This is a genomic window from Kribbella sp. NBC_00382 (genome assembly GCF_036067295.1).
GTDB lineage: Bacteria > Actinomycetota > Actinomycetes > Propionibacteriales > Kribbellaceae > Kribbella.
Map to the genome: position 1 here is coordinate 4,063,082 of NZ_CP107954.1, position 18,615 is coordinate 4,081,696.

Annotated in this window: 19 protein-coding genes; 7 read left to right on the top strand and 12 right to left on the bottom strand. The window is 66.9% G+C overall.

Features of this window, described 5'->3' with window-relative positions; translation table 11 throughout:
- The 3 genes from OHA70_RS19825 to OHA70_RS19835 all read right to left on the bottom strand — a co-directional run bounded on the left by OHA70_RS19825 (nucleotide 1) and on the right by OHA70_RS19835 (nucleotide 3,179).
- Nucleotides 1-552: a mycothiol transferase gene (locus OHA70_RS19825; protein ID WP_328334707.1), complete on the bottom strand. Its 552-nt coding sequence runs from the start codon at nucleotides 550-552 to the stop codon at nucleotides 1-3.
- Nucleotides 553-591: 39 nt separating this feature from the next.
- Nucleotides 592-2,082: an LCP family protein gene (locus tag OHA70_RS19830; protein WP_328334709.1), complete on the bottom strand. Its 1,491-nt coding sequence runs from the start codon at nucleotides 2,080-2,082 to the stop codon at nucleotides 592-594.
- A 221-nt stretch (nucleotides 2,083-2,303) separates the two neighbouring features.
- Nucleotides 2,304-3,179 (bottom strand): helix-turn-helix domain-containing protein, encoded by an 876-nt coding sequence (locus OHA70_RS19835; RefSeq protein WP_328334711.1) that lies wholly within the window; start codon nucleotides 3,177-3,179, stop codon nucleotides 2,304-2,306.
- A 160-nt stretch (nucleotides 3,180-3,339) separates the two neighbouring features.
- Between OHA70_RS19835 and OHA70_RS19840 the strand changes: the two genes are divergently transcribed.
- A complete protein-coding gene (locus tag OHA70_RS19840; RefSeq protein ID WP_328334713.1) occupies nucleotides 3,340-4,170 on the top strand; it encodes an SAM-dependent methyltransferase in 831 nt (276 codons plus the stop codon).
- On the opposite strand, the gene OHA70_RS19845 is transcribed toward OHA70_RS19840, so the two are convergent.
- Nucleotides 4,167-4,721: a helix-turn-helix domain-containing protein gene (locus OHA70_RS19845; RefSeq protein ID WP_328334715.1), complete on the bottom strand. Its 555-nt coding sequence runs from the start codon at nucleotides 4,719-4,721 to the stop codon at nucleotides 4,167-4,169. The genes OHA70_RS19840 and OHA70_RS19845 overlap by 4 nt on opposite strands.
- Nucleotides 4,722-4,789: 68 nt before the next feature.
- Here OHA70_RS19845 and OHA70_RS19850 point away from each other — a divergent pair, with 68 nt between their 5' ends.
- Genes OHA70_RS19850 through OHA70_RS19865 form a run of 4 tightly spaced genes read left to right on the top strand, consistent with a single transcriptional unit; the run spans nucleotide 4,790 to nucleotide 7,122 of the window.
- Entirely contained in the window at nucleotides 4,790-5,476 is a 687-nt protein-coding gene (locus tag OHA70_RS19850; protein WP_328334717.1) for an AzlC family ABC transporter permease, read from the top strand.
- Nucleotides 5,473-5,790 carry an AzlD domain-containing protein gene (locus OHA70_RS19855; RefSeq protein WP_328334719.1) on the top strand — a complete coding sequence of 106 codons (318 nt, stop codon included), beginning with the start codon at nucleotides 5,473-5,475 and terminating at the stop codon, nucleotides 5,788-5,790. The genes OHA70_RS19850 and OHA70_RS19855 overlap by 4 nt, the downstream gene beginning before the upstream one ends.
- Before the next feature lie 48 nt (nucleotides 5,791-5,838).
- Nucleotides 5,839-6,531, top strand: coding sequence for a hypothetical protein (locus OHA70_RS19860; RefSeq protein WP_328334721.1), 693 nt, complete (start codon nucleotides 5,839-5,841; stop codon nucleotides 6,529-6,531).
- A 9-nt stretch (nucleotides 6,532-6,540) separates the two neighbouring features.
- Nucleotides 6,541-7,122 carry a hypothetical protein gene (locus OHA70_RS19865; protein WP_328334723.1) on the top strand — a complete coding sequence of 194 codons (582 nt, stop codon included), beginning with the start codon at nucleotides 6,541-6,543 and terminating at the stop codon, nucleotides 7,120-7,122.
- Between the two features lie 2 nt (nucleotides 7,123-7,124).
- Here the strand turns inward: OHA70_RS19865 and OHA70_RS19870 are convergent, their stop codons facing one another.
- The 6 genes from OHA70_RS19870 to OHA70_RS19895 all read right to left on the bottom strand — a co-directional run bounded on the left by OHA70_RS19870 (nucleotide 7,125) and on the right by OHA70_RS19895 (nucleotide 13,999).
- Complete coding sequence (locus OHA70_RS19870; protein WP_328334725.1) at nucleotides 7,125-8,231, bottom strand: ricin-type beta-trefoil lectin domain protein; 1,107 nt, start codon at nucleotides 8,229-8,231, stop codon at nucleotides 7,125-7,127.
- A 109-nt stretch (nucleotides 8,232-8,340) separates the two neighbouring features.
- On the bottom strand, nucleotides 8,341-9,237 hold the full coding sequence (locus OHA70_RS19875) for a phosphotransferase family protein (RefSeq protein ID WP_328334727.1): 897 nt from the start codon (nucleotides 9,235-9,237) through the stop codon (nucleotides 8,341-8,343).
- A complete protein-coding gene (locus OHA70_RS19880; protein WP_328334729.1) occupies nucleotides 9,230-11,308 on the bottom strand; it encodes a spermidine synthase in 2,079 nt (692 codons plus the stop codon). Before OHA70_RS19880 ends, OHA70_RS19875 begins: the two co-directional genes overlap by 8 nt.
- 369 nt (nucleotides 11,309-11,677) lie before the next feature.
- A complete protein-coding gene (locus tag OHA70_RS19885) occupies nucleotides 11,678-12,091 on the bottom strand; it encodes a hypothetical protein (protein ID WP_328334731.1) in 414 nt (137 codons plus the stop codon).
- A complete protein-coding gene (locus OHA70_RS19890; protein ID WP_328334733.1) occupies nucleotides 12,088-12,726 on the bottom strand; it encodes a nucleotidyltransferase domain-containing protein in 639 nt (212 codons plus the stop codon). Before OHA70_RS19890 ends, OHA70_RS19885 begins: the two co-directional genes overlap by 4 nt.
- 406 nt (nucleotides 12,727-13,132) lie before the next feature.
- Nucleotides 13,133-13,999, bottom strand: coding sequence for a S1 family peptidase (locus OHA70_RS19895; RefSeq protein WP_328334735.1), 867 nt, complete (start codon nucleotides 13,997-13,999; stop codon nucleotides 13,133-13,135).
- Between the two features lie 331 nt (nucleotides 14,000-14,330).
- Between OHA70_RS19895 and OHA70_RS19900 the strand changes: the two genes are divergently transcribed.
- Both OHA70_RS19900 and OHA70_RS19905 read left to right on the top strand, forming a co-directional pair.
- On the top strand, nucleotides 14,331-15,803 hold the full coding sequence (locus OHA70_RS19900) for an LCP family protein (protein ID WP_328334737.1): 1,473 nt from the start codon (nucleotides 14,331-14,333) through the stop codon (nucleotides 15,801-15,803).
- A gap of 7 nt (nucleotides 15,804-15,810) precedes the next feature.
- On the top strand, nucleotides 15,811-16,845 hold the full coding sequence (locus OHA70_RS19905) for a glycosyltransferase family 2 protein (RefSeq protein ID WP_328334739.1): 1,035 nt from the start codon (nucleotides 15,811-15,813) through the stop codon (nucleotides 16,843-16,845).
- A gap of 31 nt (nucleotides 16,846-16,876) precedes the next feature.
- Here OHA70_RS19905 and OHA70_RS19910 read toward each other — a convergent pair whose 3' ends face one another.
- Both OHA70_RS19910 and OHA70_RS19915 read right to left on the bottom strand, forming a co-directional pair.
- A complete protein-coding gene (locus tag OHA70_RS19910; RefSeq protein ID WP_328334741.1) occupies nucleotides 16,877-17,650 on the bottom strand; it encodes an ABC transporter ATP-binding protein in 774 nt (257 codons plus the stop codon).
- Complete coding sequence (locus OHA70_RS19915; protein ID WP_328334743.1) at nucleotides 17,643-18,533, bottom strand: ABC transporter permease; 891 nt, start codon at nucleotides 18,531-18,533, stop codon at nucleotides 17,643-17,645. Before OHA70_RS19915 ends, OHA70_RS19910 begins: the two co-directional genes overlap by 8 nt.
- Between the last annotated feature and the right edge of the window lie 82 nt (nucleotides 18,534-18,615).

Consider the following 18,615-nt stretch of genomic DNA (forward strand, 5'->3'; position numbering starts at 1 on the left):
TCAGCTGACCGGTCGCCACCCGGACGGCGGATCCTCCCCGACCCGGCCGTCGATCGCTTCCCGGAGCAGGTCGGTATGACCGGTATGCCGGCCGTACTCCTCGATCCGGTCGCAGATCAGCCTCCGCAGACTGGCATGCCGGCCATCCGGCCAGGTGATCGCGGCCGGCTGGTCAAGACCGCCGTCGGCGAGGGCAGCCGTGACGGTCGCCCGAGCACGCGCGACCGCGTCGTCCCAGAGGCGGTAGAGCACCTCAGGGGAGTCTTCAGCGGCTGAGGCGAACTCCCACTCCTTGTTGCGGTTCCAGCCGCTGGTGTCCCACGGCACCCCGATGGGTTCACCGCGGAACTTCACGGTGAACATGTTGTCCTCCTGGACGGCGAGATGCTTGAGCAGCCCGCCGATCGTCAACGACGAGGCGCCGATGGTCTGCTGCAGCCCGGCCGAGTCGAGGCCGTCCGCCTTCCAGCGAAACGTTGTCCGCAAGCGTTCCAGGGCACCGATCAAGTGTTCTGCCTCTGTGCCCGCGAGGGGTGGTTCCCATGAGTCCATGGCGGTCACGGTAGAGCCAATCCCGGACGGTCTACTTCCTTATGGTGTTTCGACCGGGTGGTACTCGCAGGCGTTCGCGAGGTCGGCGGGGGCCGCGGTGCTCGGGGTCGAGGGCTTTCCCGTCGTCGGCTTCCCGGTGGTGGGCTTGCCGGTGGTGGGCTTGCCGGGCTTCGGCGTACCGGAGGTGGCCGGAGTGGTCGGCTTGGAGACTGGCTTGGCGGCCAGCGCTGCCGCGACCGTTGCGCGCAGGCCGTCGTAGTCCGGGTGCAGGTAGGCGAACTTGAGCTCGTGCCCGTCCAGCGCCACCTCGGACACCTTCGCGGACTTGATCTTCAGCGCGAGCTCGAGGAAGGCCGGCAGCAGGTCCTGGGTGATGTCGGTGCGCAGCATGTTCTTGCCGACCTCGGCCAGGCTGCGATAGCTCTTCAGCAGGTTGGCCGGCGTCGCGGCCTGGGCGATGGCGTGGATGGCGCACCGCTGGCGGGCGCTGCGGGCGTCGTCCGGGTTCGGGATGTGGTACCGGCCGCGGGCGTACCAGAGCGCTTCGAGGCCCCAGAGGTGCTTGTTCTGCGCGGGTTGGAGGTAGTAGTTCGGCGGCCGCTTGGCGTCGTCGCTGCCGCCGACCGGGATCGGGTAGTTGATGTTGACGGTGATCCCGCCGAGCGCGTTGACCAGCTGGGTGAAGCCGGCCAGGTTGATCTGGACGTAGTAGTCCAGCTTCACCCCGATGGCTTCGCCGACGGAGAGCTTGAGGATGTCGGCGCCCACATTGTCGGACGGCCCGACGATGTCCTTGCCCTGCTGGGCCGGCACGTTCTTGTAGATCGCGTCGAGCATCCACTCGAGCCGGTCCTGGACGCTGATGCCCTCTTTGCCGAAGCCGTCCGGGTAGGCGTCGTGCAGCTTGGTGCCCTCCGGGAACGGCATGAAGGTCAGCTTCCGCGGCAGCGAGATCAGCGAGACGTTGCCGCTCACCGTGTCGATGCTCGCGACGATCACCGTATCGGTCCGGACGCCGTCGCGGTCGGCGCCGTCGTCGGCGCCGAGCAGCAGCACGTTGAGCCGCGGCTTGCCGGCCCAGGGGTCCTTCTTGTTCTTGATCGTCGGCCGGGTCGCGCTCTTACTGTTGCCCCCGGCAAATACTGTCTGCACGAGGTCCTGCTGGGTCCGCGCGGTCTGTACTCCGAGCGCGGTCGGTACTGCGACCGCGAAGCTGAGCGTGCCGACCAGGAGCGCGCCGCCGACCCGCGAGGCGGGAGTGGCGATGCCCGACCGCAGCGCGCGGTGGGTGGTGACGATGACGACGATCCAGAGCGTGCCGAGCAGGACGAGCCCGATCGTCACGTACCGCAGCTGATCCGGCGCGACGGCAAGCTCGAGGACCCGCTTCCGCTGGGTCAGCCCGAGATAGGCCGCGACCGCCAGCAGGCCGACGCTGATCGTGAGTACCACCGCGCCGAGCTTCTTCCGGCCGGCGAACAGGTAGCCGGTACCGGGGATCAGCGCTCCGAGCAGCGTCAGCCCGAGCACGGCCCTAGTCCGACGCCGCTTGCCCGCTCGACGTCGTGGGGCCGCCCGCCGGGCGCGGCGATGCGATGGTTCCGGCTCGTGCTGGTCACTCGACATCGGTGTGTCTACAACTCCGTCCAGGGGAGAGTTGGGCGCACACAATATGACGTACTCGGGGGGCAGATGGTTGTCGGTTTACCAAGCCCTGACGTTGGCTCACCGATCGTGCTCATCGGATCACTTCAGGTGAAAGTTTTGGTGATCTCGGTGAGCAGTTCCTGGGTCCTGCGCGGGGTGCTGGCCGCGATCGACAGCGAGTCCATGGTGATCACGTACTCGTCCAGGTCCTCCCGCTTGTCCAGGTAGACGGCGCTGGTCAGGTGCTCGATGTAGACCACGTCGGGCAGGTCTGCGTCGGCGAACCGGAGCAGCGTGAACGCGCCGCCGGTGGACGCGTACCCGCCCGAGCTGAACGGCAGGATCTGCAGTGTCACGTTCGGCAGCCGGGACACCTCGGCGAGGTGCTCGAGCTGGGCGCGCAGGACGGCGCGGCCGCCGATCGGGCGGCGCAGGACGGCCTCGTCGACGATCGCCCAGAGCCGGGTCGGATTCGATCCCTCGAGGATCTGCTGCCGGGTCTTGCGCAGCGCGACCAGCCGGTCGATCTCGGCGGCCGGCAACGGGCGCTCACCGCGGCCGAGCCGGGTCACCGCCCGGGCGTAGTCGGGGGTCTGCAGCAGGCCGGGCACGAACTGGATCTCGTAGGTACGGATCAGCTCGGCGGCCATCTCCAGGCCGAGGTAGGAGTGGAACCAGTTCGGCGTGAGGTCGTCGTAACGTTGCCACCAGCCCGGGTTGTTCGCCTGCTTGGCCAGGTTGATCAGCCGGTCCCGCTCGTCCGGGTCGGCGAGTTCGTACAGGCTGAGCAGGTCCTCGACGTCGCGGACCTTGAAGCCGACCCGGCCCAGCTCGAGCCGGCTGATCTTCGACTCGGAGCCGCGGATCGCGTACCCGGCCTGGCCGCGGCTGATGCCGGCCTGCTCGCGCATCCGGCGAAGGTGGGCGCCGAGCATGATCCGCAGGGCGGTCGGCCCGCCGGGCGCGCCTTGCTCTGTCACCGCCCCGTCCTCCCTGTTCGCCGACGCAAGCCTGGATCATTTCACGATTCGGGGCAGACCGGGGCAGGCCGACGCGCCCCCACGAGCTGGAATCGATCCCCTACTGTTAGTAGGGTCATACCTCCAAGCCTATTTTTCCCGATGATCTGCGAGGTCGCCCATGTCCGACGCCAAGGTTTCCCCGAGCTCGGTGCCGGTCGGGGTGGACACCACACGCGCCAGCATCGCGCGGGTCTACGACGCCTTCCTCGGCGGTAAGGACAACTTCGAGATCGACCGCGAGGTGCTGCGCCAGGTGGCGACGGTGGCCCCGCAGGTGACCGATCTGGCCTGGTCCAACCGCAACTTCCTGATCCGCGCGTGCCGCTTCCTGGCGGGTCAGGCAGGCATCACGCAGTACCTGGACTGCGGATCCGGTCTGCCGACCGCGGAGAACACGCACCAGGTCGTCCAGCGGCTGCAGCCGACGGCCAAGATCCTCTACATCGACAACGACCCGGTGGTGCTCGCGCACGGCCGCGCGCTGCTGGAGGAGAACGACCAGACCCTGTTCGTCAGCGCCGACATCTTCAAGCCTGACGAGGTGCTGGACAACCCGGCCGTGCGGGAGTTCCTCGACTTCAGCCAGCCGATCGCGCTGATCCAGAACGGCACGATGCACCACTACCTGGGCGACGACGGCCCCGACCTGATCAAGCGGTACGCCGATGCGCTGGCGCCGGGCTCGTACGTGGTGATCTCGCACTTCCTCGACCCGGAGACGCCGGCGCACGCCAAGACCGCACGGGCGCTGGAGGAGCGGTTCACCCACAGCCCGATGGGCAGCGGCCTGTTCCGCACCCACGTGAAGATCGCCGAGATGTTCGGCGACCTCGAGATGGTCGAGCCGGGCCTGGTGCTGTGCGACGAGTGGTGGCCGGACGGCCCGCGCGTGCGGCCGCTCAGCCAGATCGAGGAATGCATCGCCGGCGGAATCGCCAAGAAAAACTAGGAAGTTTCCGAGACAAGTACTGCGGTGGTGTTGGCGACGAGTGCCTTGAACAAGTGGGGCACGTCGCCGGGATAGGCGATGTAGTCGCCGGGGTGTAGCTCGACCGGGTCCTCCAGCGGCCCGATCAGAGCGCGCCCACTGCCCAGTACTACGTGTTCGACCGTGCCCGGCATGTGGGGCTGGGACTCACGGCCCGGGCCGGGAGCGACGACGATGCGGTAGAGGTCGCGCCGGGCGTGTGGCGGGCTGGCGGCGACCAGGGTCGCGCTGTAGTCCGAGCGCTCCGAGTAGATCGCCGGGCCCTCGTTCGCCCGGATCACCTGGACCTTCGGGCGGGGCGGTTCGAGCAGGTCGGCGAACTGGATCTCCAGCGCGACGCAGAGCGCCCAGAGCGTCTCGACGCTCGGGTTGCCGGTGCCCGACTCCAGCTGGGACAGGGTGGACTTCGCGACGCCCGCACGCTTGGCGACCTCGGTGAGGGAGAGCCCGGCCCTGCCCCGGGCTGCCCGCAATGAGGACGCGATCACGTCGAGTGGTGCCTTGCTGTCCATCGGTGTTCGCTCCATCGGTCCAGGTGTTCGGGTTGACGAACGCTTGTGATCTGTTCATCATAAACTTCATGCGTTCGATATGGCGAACATTAGATCGTGGGCTGCTGCGGGACATCGGGCTGGTCTGTCTGGCTGATGGCGTGGTCGGGTTGTCGTATGGCGCGATCAGCGTCGGTGGGGGACTTCAGCTCTGGGTGCCGGTGGCGTTGTCTCTGCTCGTGTTCGCCGGGGCGTCGCAGTTCCTGTTCGTCGGGATCGTGGCGGCCGGCGGCAGCCCGATCGCTGCGACGATCGCGGGGTTGCTGGTGAACACCCGGCATGTCGCCTTTGGGTTGGCTCTTAGTGATGTGATCGGTAGTGGCTGGCGACGGTTGCCGGGGAGTCATCTGATGACGGACGAGAACGTCGCCTTCGCATTGGGGCAGGAGGACCTGCGGCAGAAGCGGGCCGCGTACTGGGCGTGCGGGATCGGGATCTTCATCTGCTGGAACATTGGGGTGGTGATCGGTGCGGCGGCCGGTTCGGTGATCACCGATACCGATGTGTTCGGGCTGGATGCTGCTTTTCCTGCTGTGCTGCTTGCGCTGGTGTTGCCGGCGCTGCGCGATAGGTCGACGCGGACGGCTGCTGCTGTTGGTGTGGTGGTCGCGTTGGTGGCGACGCCCTTCCTGCCCGCGGGGTTGCCGGTGCTGTTTGCCCTTGTGGGGTTGCTGTTCTATCGCGCTGAGAAGCCAGCATTAAAGACGGTCGGATGAACATGATGCTGGTGGCCGGGATCCTGGTACTTGCCGTAGGCACCTTTTCGCTGCGACTGGCCGGGCCGTTGCTGCGGACGCGATTCGAGCTGCCCGAGCGGGCTCAGCAGGTGATGGCGGCGGCTGCGGTTGTGCTGCTGGCCGCGCTGGTGGCGACGGCTGCGTTGACGGACGGTCATGGCGACGCCGGGATCGCGCGACCTGCGGGGGTCCTGGTCGGCGGAGTACTCGCGTGGCGGAAGGCGCCGTTCGTGCTCATCGTCGTCGCGGCTGCTGCGATCGCGGCGGGGTTGCGGCTCATCGGCGTACCGTAAGACCTCGCTTTGCGGTAAGTGCCCCGTGAGCGGCACTAGCATTCGGGCATGAAACGACTCGGGATCGCCAGCTTCGTCGTCGGCGCCGTGCTGGCCGCGTTCTTCGTCGTACTGATCGTGCGGAACGTGCCGAGTTCGCCGAAGCCGATCGAGGGCGGGCTGGTGCATCTGTCCAAGCAGGGGCTGACGCTGTGGGCGTCGGAGGACGGGGTGCGGGCGACCTGTGAGGTGAAGAGCGGGGACGGCGCCGACGTGCCGCTGGTGTCCGACACCTCGACGTCGCTCGAGATCAACGGGAAAGAGTGGTACTCGATCGCCCGCTCGGAGAGTCCGGTGCCGGCCGGCGACTATGCGGTCAACTGCATCTCCTCCGAGGACGATGTGGCGTACTTCGTGGCGCCACGGATGTCGATCCTCACCTTCGTACTGGCGATTCTGGGTCTCGTGTTCTCGCTGATCATCTTCATCGCCCTCGGCTCGGTCCTGCTCGCCGCCGGCGGTCGCCGCCGCAAACGCAACGCGAATATCACCTTCCGCCCCGGCCAACCTGGCTACCCGCAGCCTGGGACCCCGCCCAGCTATCCGCCGTCCAGCTACCCGCAGCCCGGCGGGCCGCAGTACGGGCCGGGGAGTCAGCCGGGCAACACGTTCCCGGGCTACCCGCCGCCCAGCACTTACAACCCGGGTCCCAATCCGGATCGTCCGCAGGACCGTCCGCAAGATCGTCCCCAGGACAGCTAGCGTCCGGGGATGACCGTCTACGCCGGGCAACCGGTTGCGCCGGCGCGCAGGACGTTGCTGTGGCTCGCAATCGCTTGTTTTGTTGCAGGTCTGGCGTTGACCGGGCTGTTCATCAACCGTGTCGTGCACACCTTGCCGCAGGAACCGCAGTGGGTCGACAGCGGCACGATCCACCTCGACACGGTCGGCCTGACGGTCTACGCGTCCGTGCCGGTACTACGCGCGCCGTGCGACGTTCGCGACGCCAACGGCGCAGTACTCGAGCTCATCCCACCCGAGCAAGGCGAGACCCTCACCGTCGACGACGACGTCTGGTACGCCGTCGCCCGCACGCGCGACCATGTCCCCCCAGGCGACTACATCGCCACCTGCAACGACAAAGAGTCCAGCGCCATCTACGCCCTGGGCCCTCGCAGCACCTCGACAGGCTTCGCCTATTCCGTACTGGCCGCCATCGCGTCCTTCCTGGTCGGCACAGTCCTGGCGCTGGTGTTCCTGGTCCTCTACTTCGTCCGCCGCCGGCAGGTGCCGCCTACCGTGCCGCCCTCAGGTCCGCAGCAGTTCCCTAGCTACTCGCCTGAGGGCGGCTGAGGTCACTGCGGCAGCGTCCAGCGCTGGTTGCTGGCGCCGGTACAGGTTGCTGCCTGTACTGCGCTGCCCATGCTGGCCGGGGCGGTCAGGCAGAGGCCTGAGGACGCGTTGCGGAGAGTCCCGTCGGCTTGTGCGGTCCAGGACTGGTTTGCTCCACCGTGGCAGCCGTACAGGACCACTGCGCCCGGCTGGGTCGCGCTGGCGTCCAGGCAGCTGAACAGTGCGCGGATGGAGCCGTTCTCCGAGTGCACCCAGTTCTGGTTGTTCCCGCCGGTGCAGGTGTACAGCAGGATCGCCGTACCGTTCGTACTGCTGCCTCCGGAGACGTCCAGGCAACCGCTGCTGCCCCGGATGTCAGCTGACGACGAGTTGCCGATCCCGTTCTCCTGTACGGCGGTGCTGCCGCTGACCGTGACCTGGCTGTCAGCAGCGCATCCGCTGCTCTCCGAGTTGCCGGTGAAGTGCGCTGTAGCGGTGGGCGACGTCGGTAGAGCCATGGAGAGCTTGGAGTAGGGCTCGTCGGCACAGGTCGCGCTGTTGTTGTTCCAGTCGAAGTACTCGGTCCAGCTGACCATGCCCGACGTACTGATCGTGTTGCCGGCACCTGTCTGCAGACTGCCCAGCTTGAACGAGGTCCCGGCAGTCAGGTCGCGCACGGTCACGCCGTACCAACCGCTGCCTTCACTGGCGACGGTGAAGCCGTAGGTGTGCCCAGGCGTCGGCGCCTGGTCGAGACGGCAGCTACCGCCGGTCCCGTCCTCGGAGAACTGGATGCAGTACGTACCGGCCGAACCGGCCTTCCAGTCGGTCGAGTTCCACAGGGAGTACAGGAACATGCCACCGCCATCGCGGTGGGTCTGCATGCCGGTGTAGCCGCCGACGTCGCCGCCGGTGAACTGGAACTGGTTCGACCAGTACACGTTGGCGCGGCCGGGCGCTTCCTGGATCGTCATCCGGAACTCGGCCTGCGTCAGCGACGCGGCATCGAAGGTGTAGTTGACGTAAGTGCCAGGGGTGACGCCGACCGCGGCGGCCGGGCCGGCCGACAGCAGAGCTGTCAACAGACCCAGCGCAGCGGCGAAGGGCAGGGCGAAGCGACGGATTCTCATCTCGCAACCTCCAGACGAAGTGGGGCGAACTTCGGGGAGCGCTCGAGAAGATCATGCGCAAAACTGCCCACCCTGTCTAGACGTGAGCAGTTCTCCGCACGTTAACGGTTTAACTGAGCACTGACTCGAGATAAAGCTCGAGGCGTTCCTGGAGAAGTTCAGGGGTCAGGTCGGTCCGCCCGAGGTCGCGCCACGGTGCGGCGACCTTCTCCGCATCTGGCGCGAAGGCGAGGGCATCCAGCAACAGCCAGTAGCGGTGGTCATCGCGCTTTGCCAGTTCGCGCCCACCTGCAGCGACGTACAGGTTGCGGAATTCGCGCCCGGCGTCTGGTCCGTGGAGCAACGCGAGCGCGGTCGAGCAGTGGGCAACGTCGAGATCGGCCGGCCCCCACGAGGTCTCCACCCAATCGACCACGCCGCTGACCCCGTCACCGTCGAACAACACGTTCCCTGGATGGAAATCCCTGTGCAGGAAGGCGCCTTCGTACTCCGGCGGCTCCCGCCGCAGGTAGTCGACCGCGGCTGCCCAGACGCCCGGCCGACTTGTTGTGGACGGCACCCGAACGCGGTCCGGGTCCGTCCAGGGCTGGTACTCGCGAGGCCTTTCCCCGATCTCGACCCGGTGGATCGCGGCGAGTTGCCGAGCCAGTTCGCGGGCTCGGTCGGCGGCTCCAGCCTCCTCCACGTGTACGGAGCCCGGGAGCAGGGTCATCAGCAGCGACGGGTGGTCGCAGTACCGGGCTTCCGCGTCCACTCCGACGCATGCGGCCGCGGGTACGTCGGTGTCGGCCAGCTGGCCGAGGACCTTGGCCTCGCGAGTCAGCAGCCCGTGCGCGTGCTTGACGAAGAACTCGTCGACGAAGGTTCGTAGTACGAAGGTCTGGGACCCACGCGGCAGGTCGACGTCAACCCGCCGCATCTCGGAGGTCCAGCCCCCGCGCAGGCGTTCTGCGCGGGTGACCGTGCCTCCGGTGACTTGCTCGACCCAGGTGAGTGGATCAGGCATTGACTACTGAGGTGCCTTTCGGGCGGAGGAGGAAGGCACCGGCGTAGAGGAGGGCGGCAATGATCAGCAGGCCGTCGAAGCCGATGATCAGGGCCGCGTACTCCAGACAGCCGCCCAGCATCGCGCCGAGCAGGTTGGCGCCGAAACTGGCGGTGCCGTCCTCGGTGTCGGTGAACCGCTTCGCGAAGATCACGTTCGCCGCGAAGATCGGTGTGAACGCGATCACCACGGCGACCAGCGCCCGCAGTCCGACCGGCATCGAGAGCAGCCAGCTGTCCGGGAAGAGCCAACTCAACAGCAGGCCTGCGCCGAGTACGGCGTACATGATCTTCACCGGTGGAGTCTTGAACCGCCGGGTCACTTCGACAGCGGCGAGCACGGCGACCAGTACCCCGGCGAACACGATCGCGTTGACCACCCACGTAGTACCGAACAGCAGCGCGAACCCGGTGATGCTCTTCGTCTCCAACAGCATGAAGCCCGCGCCGAGCAGGAACAGGTCGGTGTACGGCCGCATCCGCCGGTACGACGAACCGCCGCCGGCGATCCCGACGCCGATCAACCCGGCGACCAGTACCAGGCCCAATGTCACCAGGTACAGCGACGGAATCCGGTCGGTGAACAGGTACAGGAACGGCCGGTTGTCCGTCGCCGGCGGCGGCGTGATCGCGGTCGCCCCGGCCCACGGCGTGTTGCCGCAGGTCTGGTCAGCCTCGGTCAGACCGACCGTCACGACGGCCTGCTGCAGATCGTCGCCGACCTTGTCCACACAGGGCTTGTGCCCGAACGCCTGCTCCGCCGTCAAAGCGAGCCGATCGATCAGCCAGGTCTCGCGGTAGTAGTTGTACATCGCGAACGCGCCACCCGGAGCCAGGTGCTCCTTCGCGCTCTCGAACGCCTGCTTGGTGAACAGGTAGCTCTCCAGCCGCAGCGAGCTCGCGCCGTTCACCAGCGTCAGTGAGTCGGGCAGGGCCAGCAGGATCAGGTCGTACTTCTTGTCGGTCCCGGACAGGTACGCCCGGCCGTCGTTGATGTAGGACGTGACGCGCGGGTCCTGGTACGGGTGGTCGGGGTGCCGGGCCTTGCCGATGTCGCGGATCCGCGGATCGATCTCGACCGCGTCGACATGCTCCGCGCCCTTCTTCAACGCGATCGCCACGTCGGAACCGGAGCCGGCGCCGATGATCAGTACGTTCTTCGGCGCCTTGCCCGCTGCCGCCCGCTCGTACGGCAGCCCGTACTGCGGCTCCCACTGCAGCCGCGCGTCGGCCGGGATCGCCTGCTGGTGCGGCACCCCGTTCACCGTGATCGTCAGCAGCGGCACACCCTGGAAGTCGGATCCAGAGGTCTGCACCTTGTAGTACGGCGACCAGCTGTTCTCGGGCCGCGTCGACTCGTGGAAGAGCACGCCCACCATGACCAGCAGCGGCGCGGCCACCAGTACTGCGCTCAGCGCGGTCGCGGTCATCTTCTGCTGCGGCGCCATCAGCACCAGGAAGGCGACCGTGACGATCAGCCCCCACCAGATCGGCGGCGCACCCAGGAACGACAGCCCCGTGAACGCGACGATGCCGATCAAGCTGCCGATCAGATCGAACCGGTACGCCGTCAGCCGCGGCAGATCGGCGAAGCACCGGCCCACCAACTCGGCCGGCCCGGCCAGGATCACAGCGGCAGCGATGAAGATGATCGGCAGGATCACCCAGGTCGGCGGGCCAGTGGTGTTCAGGCTGGTGAAGTAGATGACGCTGGACGAGCTACCCCGGTTGACCGTCACCGGCTTCCACGCGATCACCGCGACCAGCAACCCGAGCATGACGGGGGAGTAGTACGGCAGGCGCTTGGCCCGCCCCGACCGCAGGATCCCGACCCCGATCCCGAGGAACGACCCCAGCAAGACGAAGTTCGAGAAGTAACTCAGGTGCACCACGTTGGACCCGGTCCAGCGAATCAACGCCAGCTCGAGAAACAGCATCAGCGCGCTGGACAGCACAAGCCGAGGCTTCACCGAGAGCGGACTGTGCCACCGGGGCGTACTGACCTGACCGGGTGTAGACGAGTCGACTGCCATGGGCGGCGACCATACCGGATGCAGAGTGGTCTACATCACCCTGATCCCGATTTCCGGCCATCCACCGTATGAAGCACCCACCCCGTACTCGTCGTGCGTCCCGACGTCTTGAGCCCACCCGAACCCATTGGGTTGGAGCGTGATGGGTAGTCGACTCGTGTGGCATGGGTCCTGGCGGGGCATTGGCCCCGCTCTGGCCTGTCAGCGTCCGAGGCGCACGATCCCGATGGCTAGGTCCACCAGCGTGCGAGCCCGGCGGACCAGGGGGTTCGGCTTTGATCGCGATGCCCCGACGCTGCCAATGAGCACCCGCTGGTTCTACCCGAACCGTATGCTTCCAGCTCCAAGCTCCGAATGCCGCCGTTTGCGTCAAGTCAAGAGACGAGCTGCTCCGTCCACCAACGTGTGCGCGTTCCGCAGCGCCGTCTTGGCCTGTTGCGCTCCGACGTACACCATTCCGTAGTGGGCGCCGTCTTTGATGTCGAGCAGACGGCCGAGTGCTTTCCCCAGGGGCTTGCCATCTGAGCCGGCCTGCTCGACCAGTCCGATCGCCTGGCGATGGTCCTGGCCGCGTGCTCGGCGGCCGATAGCTGCGCAACATGCAGCGTCGGCGGCGGCGATTCCAGCGAGAACGGCCAGGGCAGCAGTGACGTTGTCGTTGGCGAGCTCATCGTCTTCGGCGCCAACTAGTTCGGCGACCTCCAAGAACGCTCGCGCCTGGGTGAGTCGGATGATGGCCTGTCCGCGGTTGCACTCCTGCGTACGGCCGGCCTGCGGCGTCACGGGGCCCCGTGCCCGTGGGTGTGAGTGTTCATAAAGGTGCGGAATTCCGGACCGGAGACGGTGATGGCATCGCGCCTCCACTCCTTGACGATCGGCTCGCCGGCTTGAAGGTGTTGAAGGAAGCCGTCTGAGCTGAGCTCATAGGCCTGTAGATGATTCCCGCTCCAGCGGTAGACCTGGTCGGCCAGGTCGGAGACTTGATCGACCCAGATCTGAGTCGGCTCAGCTCCGGCGTCGAACCGGTGCACGATCAGCAGATCGATGTCGCTGTCGAGTCCGCCATCACCGCGCGCAGCCGATCCGAAGACGCTCGCGTGCGTGGGCTGGACCTGCCATCCCTGAATCACTCGGCCGATACCGTCGAAGAGCCGCTGTCGCAGTGTGGTCAGCTCGATCACGGCATTCGCGGCCAAGTGATCGCGGTTGAGGCTGTACTGCACGGAATGTCCAACCTCCGTCGCCACGACCAGTCCGGTGCTGGCAAGTCGCCTCAGGACGGTCCGCGTACCGGTCTCGCCGCCCGCTGCCGCGAGCTGCTGGATCTTCCGACCGGTCAACGGCGCGCTGGTCCGCGCAAGCACGCCTAATACGGGTCCATCCAGGGTGGGGATGACCGTGCTGACGGGGTTTGACATATCCATATCCTCACTATAGTGCGGATATCCTCACAATACTGAGGATATCTGCAGAAAAGTGATGATAGCAGAGAGTGACCAATCCTGTCGTGTGGGTTGCTCCGGATCATCAAGGAGCAAGCGCGGGCATCCGAGGGATCGCGGAATGGGCCGCGGTGGCTGGTTCCGAACCAAGCCCACACCGGGCGGTGCCCACAGGGCTGACTCACCCGGCACCCGCGCGCCCCGCAGGCGGCCGGGAGCGCGGATCGTCTACATATCAATCCGGATGCAGTGCGAGCTGGCTGGTATCCGTGACGCTTCGGGTGGGCTCAAGACGCAGGCCCGCGACACAAGTACAGGTGGGGGATAGGACACCGGCGACCACCCGCGCAAGCTAGGTGGTCGCCGGGTGCTGTCCAGTTGGTTAGCGGGCGGGCTTTGCCAGCTGGCAGCCGGTCTTGTTGAGGTCGAGGGTGCGGGTGGAGGAGAGGCAGGTGTAGAGCCACCAGGTCTGCTGGCCGTACGCCGCGCCCTTCTGGACGGTGATGTTGCCGTTGGCGTCGACCTCGCACGGGTTGTTCAGGGTGCAGCGTTCGCCGTCTTCGTTGCCGGTGTTGTTGACGCCGATGACCTGACCGGTGGAGGTGCTGACGATCGGCGAACCCGAGGTGCCGCCGATGGTCTCGCAGCCGGGCTGGCGGTACTTGATCGAGCTCTTGAAGACCCAGCCACCTTCGCGCAGTTCAGGGATGGTGGACTGCACAGAGCAGGTGTAGATCCGCTTCCAGTAGCCGGAGACGACGGCCATGCCGGCGCCATCAGCGGGTGCGGCCTGGGCCAGGGTCAGCGGGGTGACGTTCAGCCGGGACTGGATCGCGGCGTACGTCTCGGTCAGGCGGTACAGGGTGATGTCGGTCTTGGTCATCGTCGAGTACAGGACCCGGTTGGCCCGGACGGTGCCCGCGTTGCTGGAGCTCGGCTTGAGCAGGGTGAACGAACGGGTGGAGGACCGGTTGACGATCACCTGGCCGGGGCTGGGCATGCCGCCCTCGTAGCAGTGGCCGTTGGTGAGGATCAGCGCGGGATCGGTCGACACCGAGCTGGCGTACCGGACGAGTGAACCGGAGCAGTTGCTGAGTGCCGCGATACCGGTGTAGTCGGTGCCAGGTGCGGCGGTGACGGCCGGTCCGGAGGCCTGTGGTGAGACCTCGACGGCGAGTGCCTGGCTGCTGCCGAGCAGCGCGGCGCTGAGCGCGACGGTGGTCGCGGCAAGGGTACGGAACAGTCTCATGGGCGGTTTCCTGTCCTCACTAGTGTGCTCGCGGTCGGGGGCGGCGCGAGCAGGCCGTAGTCGGCCCAGGACTCTTCGTATCCGATCGACCCCGGTCGGGGCCATCACAAAGAGGTGAAAAGTTCCCGTCAGGGCGTAGTACAGGGGTAAACCTGCGGCCACGTCGGTGTCTGCACCCGGTAAACGGGCTGTTACCCTTCGTCTCCGGATCCGCCCGGCTCGAACCATGGCACCACCCGGTACGTCGTACCGGATGGGAGTGGGGAACAGGAGGCATGTTGGCGCGCCTGAGAAGGTGGGGTCGTCATGCCACGGGAGAACGGAAGGACTTATGCCGCAGGAGAAGCCAGACCTGCGCAGTCTCAGCGAGCCGGTACGGTTCAAGCGAGCGCTCACTTTGCTGCTGATGACGTTGCTGCTGCCCGGATCCGCGCAGATCGCGGCCGGCAGCAAGAAGGCGGGCCGGTGGGTCTGGCGGGTGCTGGCCGGCATCGTCGCGGTGGTGATCTTCGTCATCGTGCTGTCGCTGATCTGGCGAGCCGGGGCGATCAACCTGATGGTCTCGCCGAAGACGCTGCGATTCATCCAGATCCTGCTGATCCTGCTCGCGATCGGCTGGGCGGCGCTGTTCGTCGACGCGTACCGGCTCGGCCGGCCGCTGACGCTGGAGCGCAATCACCGGCTGACCACCAGCATCGTGGACGGCGTACTGATCGTCCTGGTGATGAGTGTGCTGATCTGGGGCAGCACGATCGTCTCCACCCAGCGTGACTTCGTCGCGTCGGTGTTCGGCAACGGCAAGAAGTCCGAGGCCGACAAGGGCCGGTACAACGTACTGCTGCTCGGCGGCGACTCGGGCGCGGACCGGATCGGCACCCGGCCGGACAGCATCACGCTGGCCTCCATCGACGCGAACACCGGTCGTACCGTGCTGATCGGCCTGCCGCGCAACATGGCCAAGGTGCCGTTCCCGGCCGGTACGGCGCTGAACAAGAAGTTCCCGGACGGCTTCCACTGGACCGACTGCGCCGAGAACTGCCTCCTGAACGGCGTCTATACGTACTCCGCCGAGCACCCGGCTCTGTTCCCCGGCGACCCGAATCCTGGCGTCACCGGCACCAAGCAGGCAGTCGAGGCGATCACCGGGATGAAGGTCAACTACCACGTACTGATCGACCTGGCCGGCTTCCGCGACCTGCTCAACGCGGTCGGCGGGATCACCCTCGACGTCGGCAAGAAGGTCCCGATCGGCGGTATCGGCGGGCCGATCAAGGGCTACATCGAGCCGGGCGCCAACCAGCATCTGGACGGCTATCACGCACTCTGGTTCGCGCGGTCGAGGGCCGGGGCGACAGACTACGAGCGGATGACCCGGCAGAAGTGCGTGATGACGGCGATGCTGAACCAGCTCTCGCCGACCACGGTGCTGACCAAGTTCCAGGGCATCGCCAAGGCGAGCAAGAAGGTGGTCAACACGGATATCCCGGCCAGCGACCTCGGTACCTTCACGGACCTGGCGCTGGACGCGAAGAAGCTGCCGGTGTCAAGCTTCTCCGCGGTCCCGCCGCTGATCAAGACCGGCAATCCCGACTTCCCGCTGATCCGGACCAAGGTCGCCGAGGCGATCGGAAAGTCGGAAGCGCTGGACAAGTCGTCCGATGACGGAGACGGTAAGAAGACGAACGCACCGAGTAGCAGCACCAGCAAGAAGGCGACCACGCCGGTCAAGCCCGGCAAGAGCAGCTCCACCCCGTCCAAACCCGGTAACGACGTCGATGACGTCGCTTCGATCTGTAAGGCCTGACCTGAACATGTCCTTGTCTTCCTGGCCCCCCGTCTCCGTCGTGATGCCGGTGCTGAACGAGGAACGCCACCTCGAAGAGGCAGTAGGCCGCGTACTCGACCAGGAGTACCCCGGCGAGCTCGAGGTGGTGCTCGCGATCGGTCCGAGCAAGGACAAAACCCAGGCGATCGCCGCGCGGCTGGCCGAGGCCGACAAACGGATCACGATCGTCGCCAACCCGACCGGCAAGACGCCGGCCGGCCTCAACACGGGGATCGCGCACGCCCGCCACGACATCGTCGTACGGGTCGACGGGCACGGCGTACTGACCCAGGGCTACATCACCCGCGCGGTGGAGGTGCTGCACGAGAGCGGCGCCGACAACGTGGGCGGGGTGATGGCTGCTGAGGGCCGGACGCCGATCGAGATGGCCGTCGCGTGCGCGTATCGGTCACGGCTCGGTCTTGGTGCGTCCACCTTCCATCAGGGCGGCAAGGCCGGACCGGCTGACACCGTGTACCTGGGTGTGTTCCGGCGTGCTGCGCTGGAGCGAGTGGGTGGCTTCGACGAGTCGATGCACAGGGCACAGGACTGGGAGCTCAACTACCGCATCCGCAAGACCGGCGGGCTGATCTGGTTCAGCCCCGACCTGTCGGTGACGTACCGCCCGCGCTCGTCGCTGAAGGACGTCGCCAAGCAGTTCTTCCACACCGGCCAATGGCGCCGCGAGGTCATCCGCCGCCACCCGGAGACCGCCAACAAGCGGTACCTGGCCCCGCCGGTCGCGGTCATCCTGCTGGCCCTGGGCACCATCCTCGGCATCATCGGCCTGGCCACCGGCTCCGCCATCCTCGACCTGGGCTTCCTGGCCCCGCTCGGCTACGCCCTCCTGCTGCTGTTCGGCTCAGCCATGGAAGGCCGCTACCTCCCCTGGAAAGCCCTCTTCTGGCTCCCCCTGATCTGTGCCACCATGCACATCTCCTGGGGCCTCGGCTTCCTCATCGGCCTCCAGGAGCGCCCGGCCCCGCCGGCCACGGCTCCAGGCGCACCGGCCTCCGCGTAGTACCGGACAGCTCCTTCGCTGAGCGGAGGAGCTACCGGGCTGCTGTTGCTTCGCGGGTGTAGGCGGCTACTACCTCTCGGACGTCGCCGTCCATGCGGAGGATGCCCTTGTCGAGCCAGATGGCTCGGTTGCAGGTGTCCAGTACTACGTCGAGGCTGTGGCTGACCAGGAAGACGGTGCCGGCCTCGGAGCGGAGGTCTTTGATCTTCTGCTCCGAGCGGACCCGGAACTCGGCGTCGCCGGTGGCCAGGGCCTCGTCGACGAGGAGGATGTCGTGGGTCTTGGCGGAGGCGATCGCGAACTTCAGCCGGGCCGCCATGCCGGACGAGTACGTCGACATCGGCAGGTCGATGAAGTCGCCGATGCCGGAGAACTCGACGATCTCGTCGTACCGGGCGGTGATCTCGGCCGGTGACATCCCCATCGCCAGGCAGCCGAGCACGACGTTGCGGTCGCCGGTCAGGTCGTTCATCATCGCCGCGTTGACGCCGAGCAGCGACGGCTGCCCGCCGGTATAGATCGCGCCCGACGCGGGCGGCAGCAGCCCGGCGATCGCGCGCAGCAGCGTCGACTTGCCGGACCCGTTGCGGCCGATCACGCCGATCGCATCGCCCTTGTACGCCGTGAAGGTGACGCTCTTGACCGCGTGCACCTCGCGGATCGTCGGGCGGTCCTGGCGCTTGAGGATCCGCCGGAACGCGGTCGCCGCCGTGCCCTTGCCGCCCTGCCCGGCGATCACCTTGTAGATGATGTTGACGTCGTCGGCGATGACGGTCGGAATCTGCTCTTTTTGAGGGTCAGCCACGGCCGTACCGGTCCTCCGCGCGCCAGAAGAACACGAACCCGCCGACCAGTACGACGATCGCCCAGCCGGCCGCGATCGACCAGGCGTGCGGCAATTCGTTCCGGGCGTGCTCGCGGAGCAGCGAGCGGCGTACCAGGTCGATGTACGCCGAGATCGGGTTGAACGACAGCAGCTGGATCACCCAGCCCGGCGCGTCCAGAGCGCGGAGCTTGTCGGGGATCGAGAAGAAGATGCCCGAGGCGTACAGCCAGGTCCGGGTCACGAACGGCAGCAGCTGGCTGATGTCGGACACGAAGGTCCCGATCCGGGCGAAGATCAGAGTCATCCCGAGGTTGAACATCGTCTGCATCGCCAGCGCCGGCACCACCATCAGCCACCGCCGGCTCGGCCCGTCGGTCAGCCCGACGAAGGCGAACAGGATGGCCATCGAGACCAGCATCTGGTTGAGCTCATTGACCACGTAGGCCAGCGGCAATGTCGCCCGCGGGAAGTGCAGGGTGCGGATCAGCGACATGTTGAGGGCGAGCGAGCGCGACCCCTCGGTCATCGAGCGCTGCGTGTACGTGAAGACGAACATGCCGCAGATCAGGAATGCGGCGTAGTTGTGGATGCCGTTCTTGGTGCCGAGCAAGACGCCGAAGGCCAGGTAGTACACGGCGGCGTTCATCAGTGGCGTGAGTACTTGCCAGACGGAGCCGAGGCGCGCACCGGCGTACAGGGCGTACGTCCGGGCCCGCGCGTAGCTGAAGATGAACTGCCGGCGTCCCCAGAGTTCCCGGAGGTACGCGCCGAGCGGTGGTCTGGCGGAGCTTCTGGTCAGGCCATGTCGCTCTGCCAGCGCCCCCAGGTCGACGGTGTCGGCCGGCCCGGCCGCGTTAGACATGCGGGCCAATCTAGCGGCCCCGGCGATCGACCTTCACATCGGCGGGCCGGTAGCTGTCGCGGCGGGACCGGTTGCGCCGTAG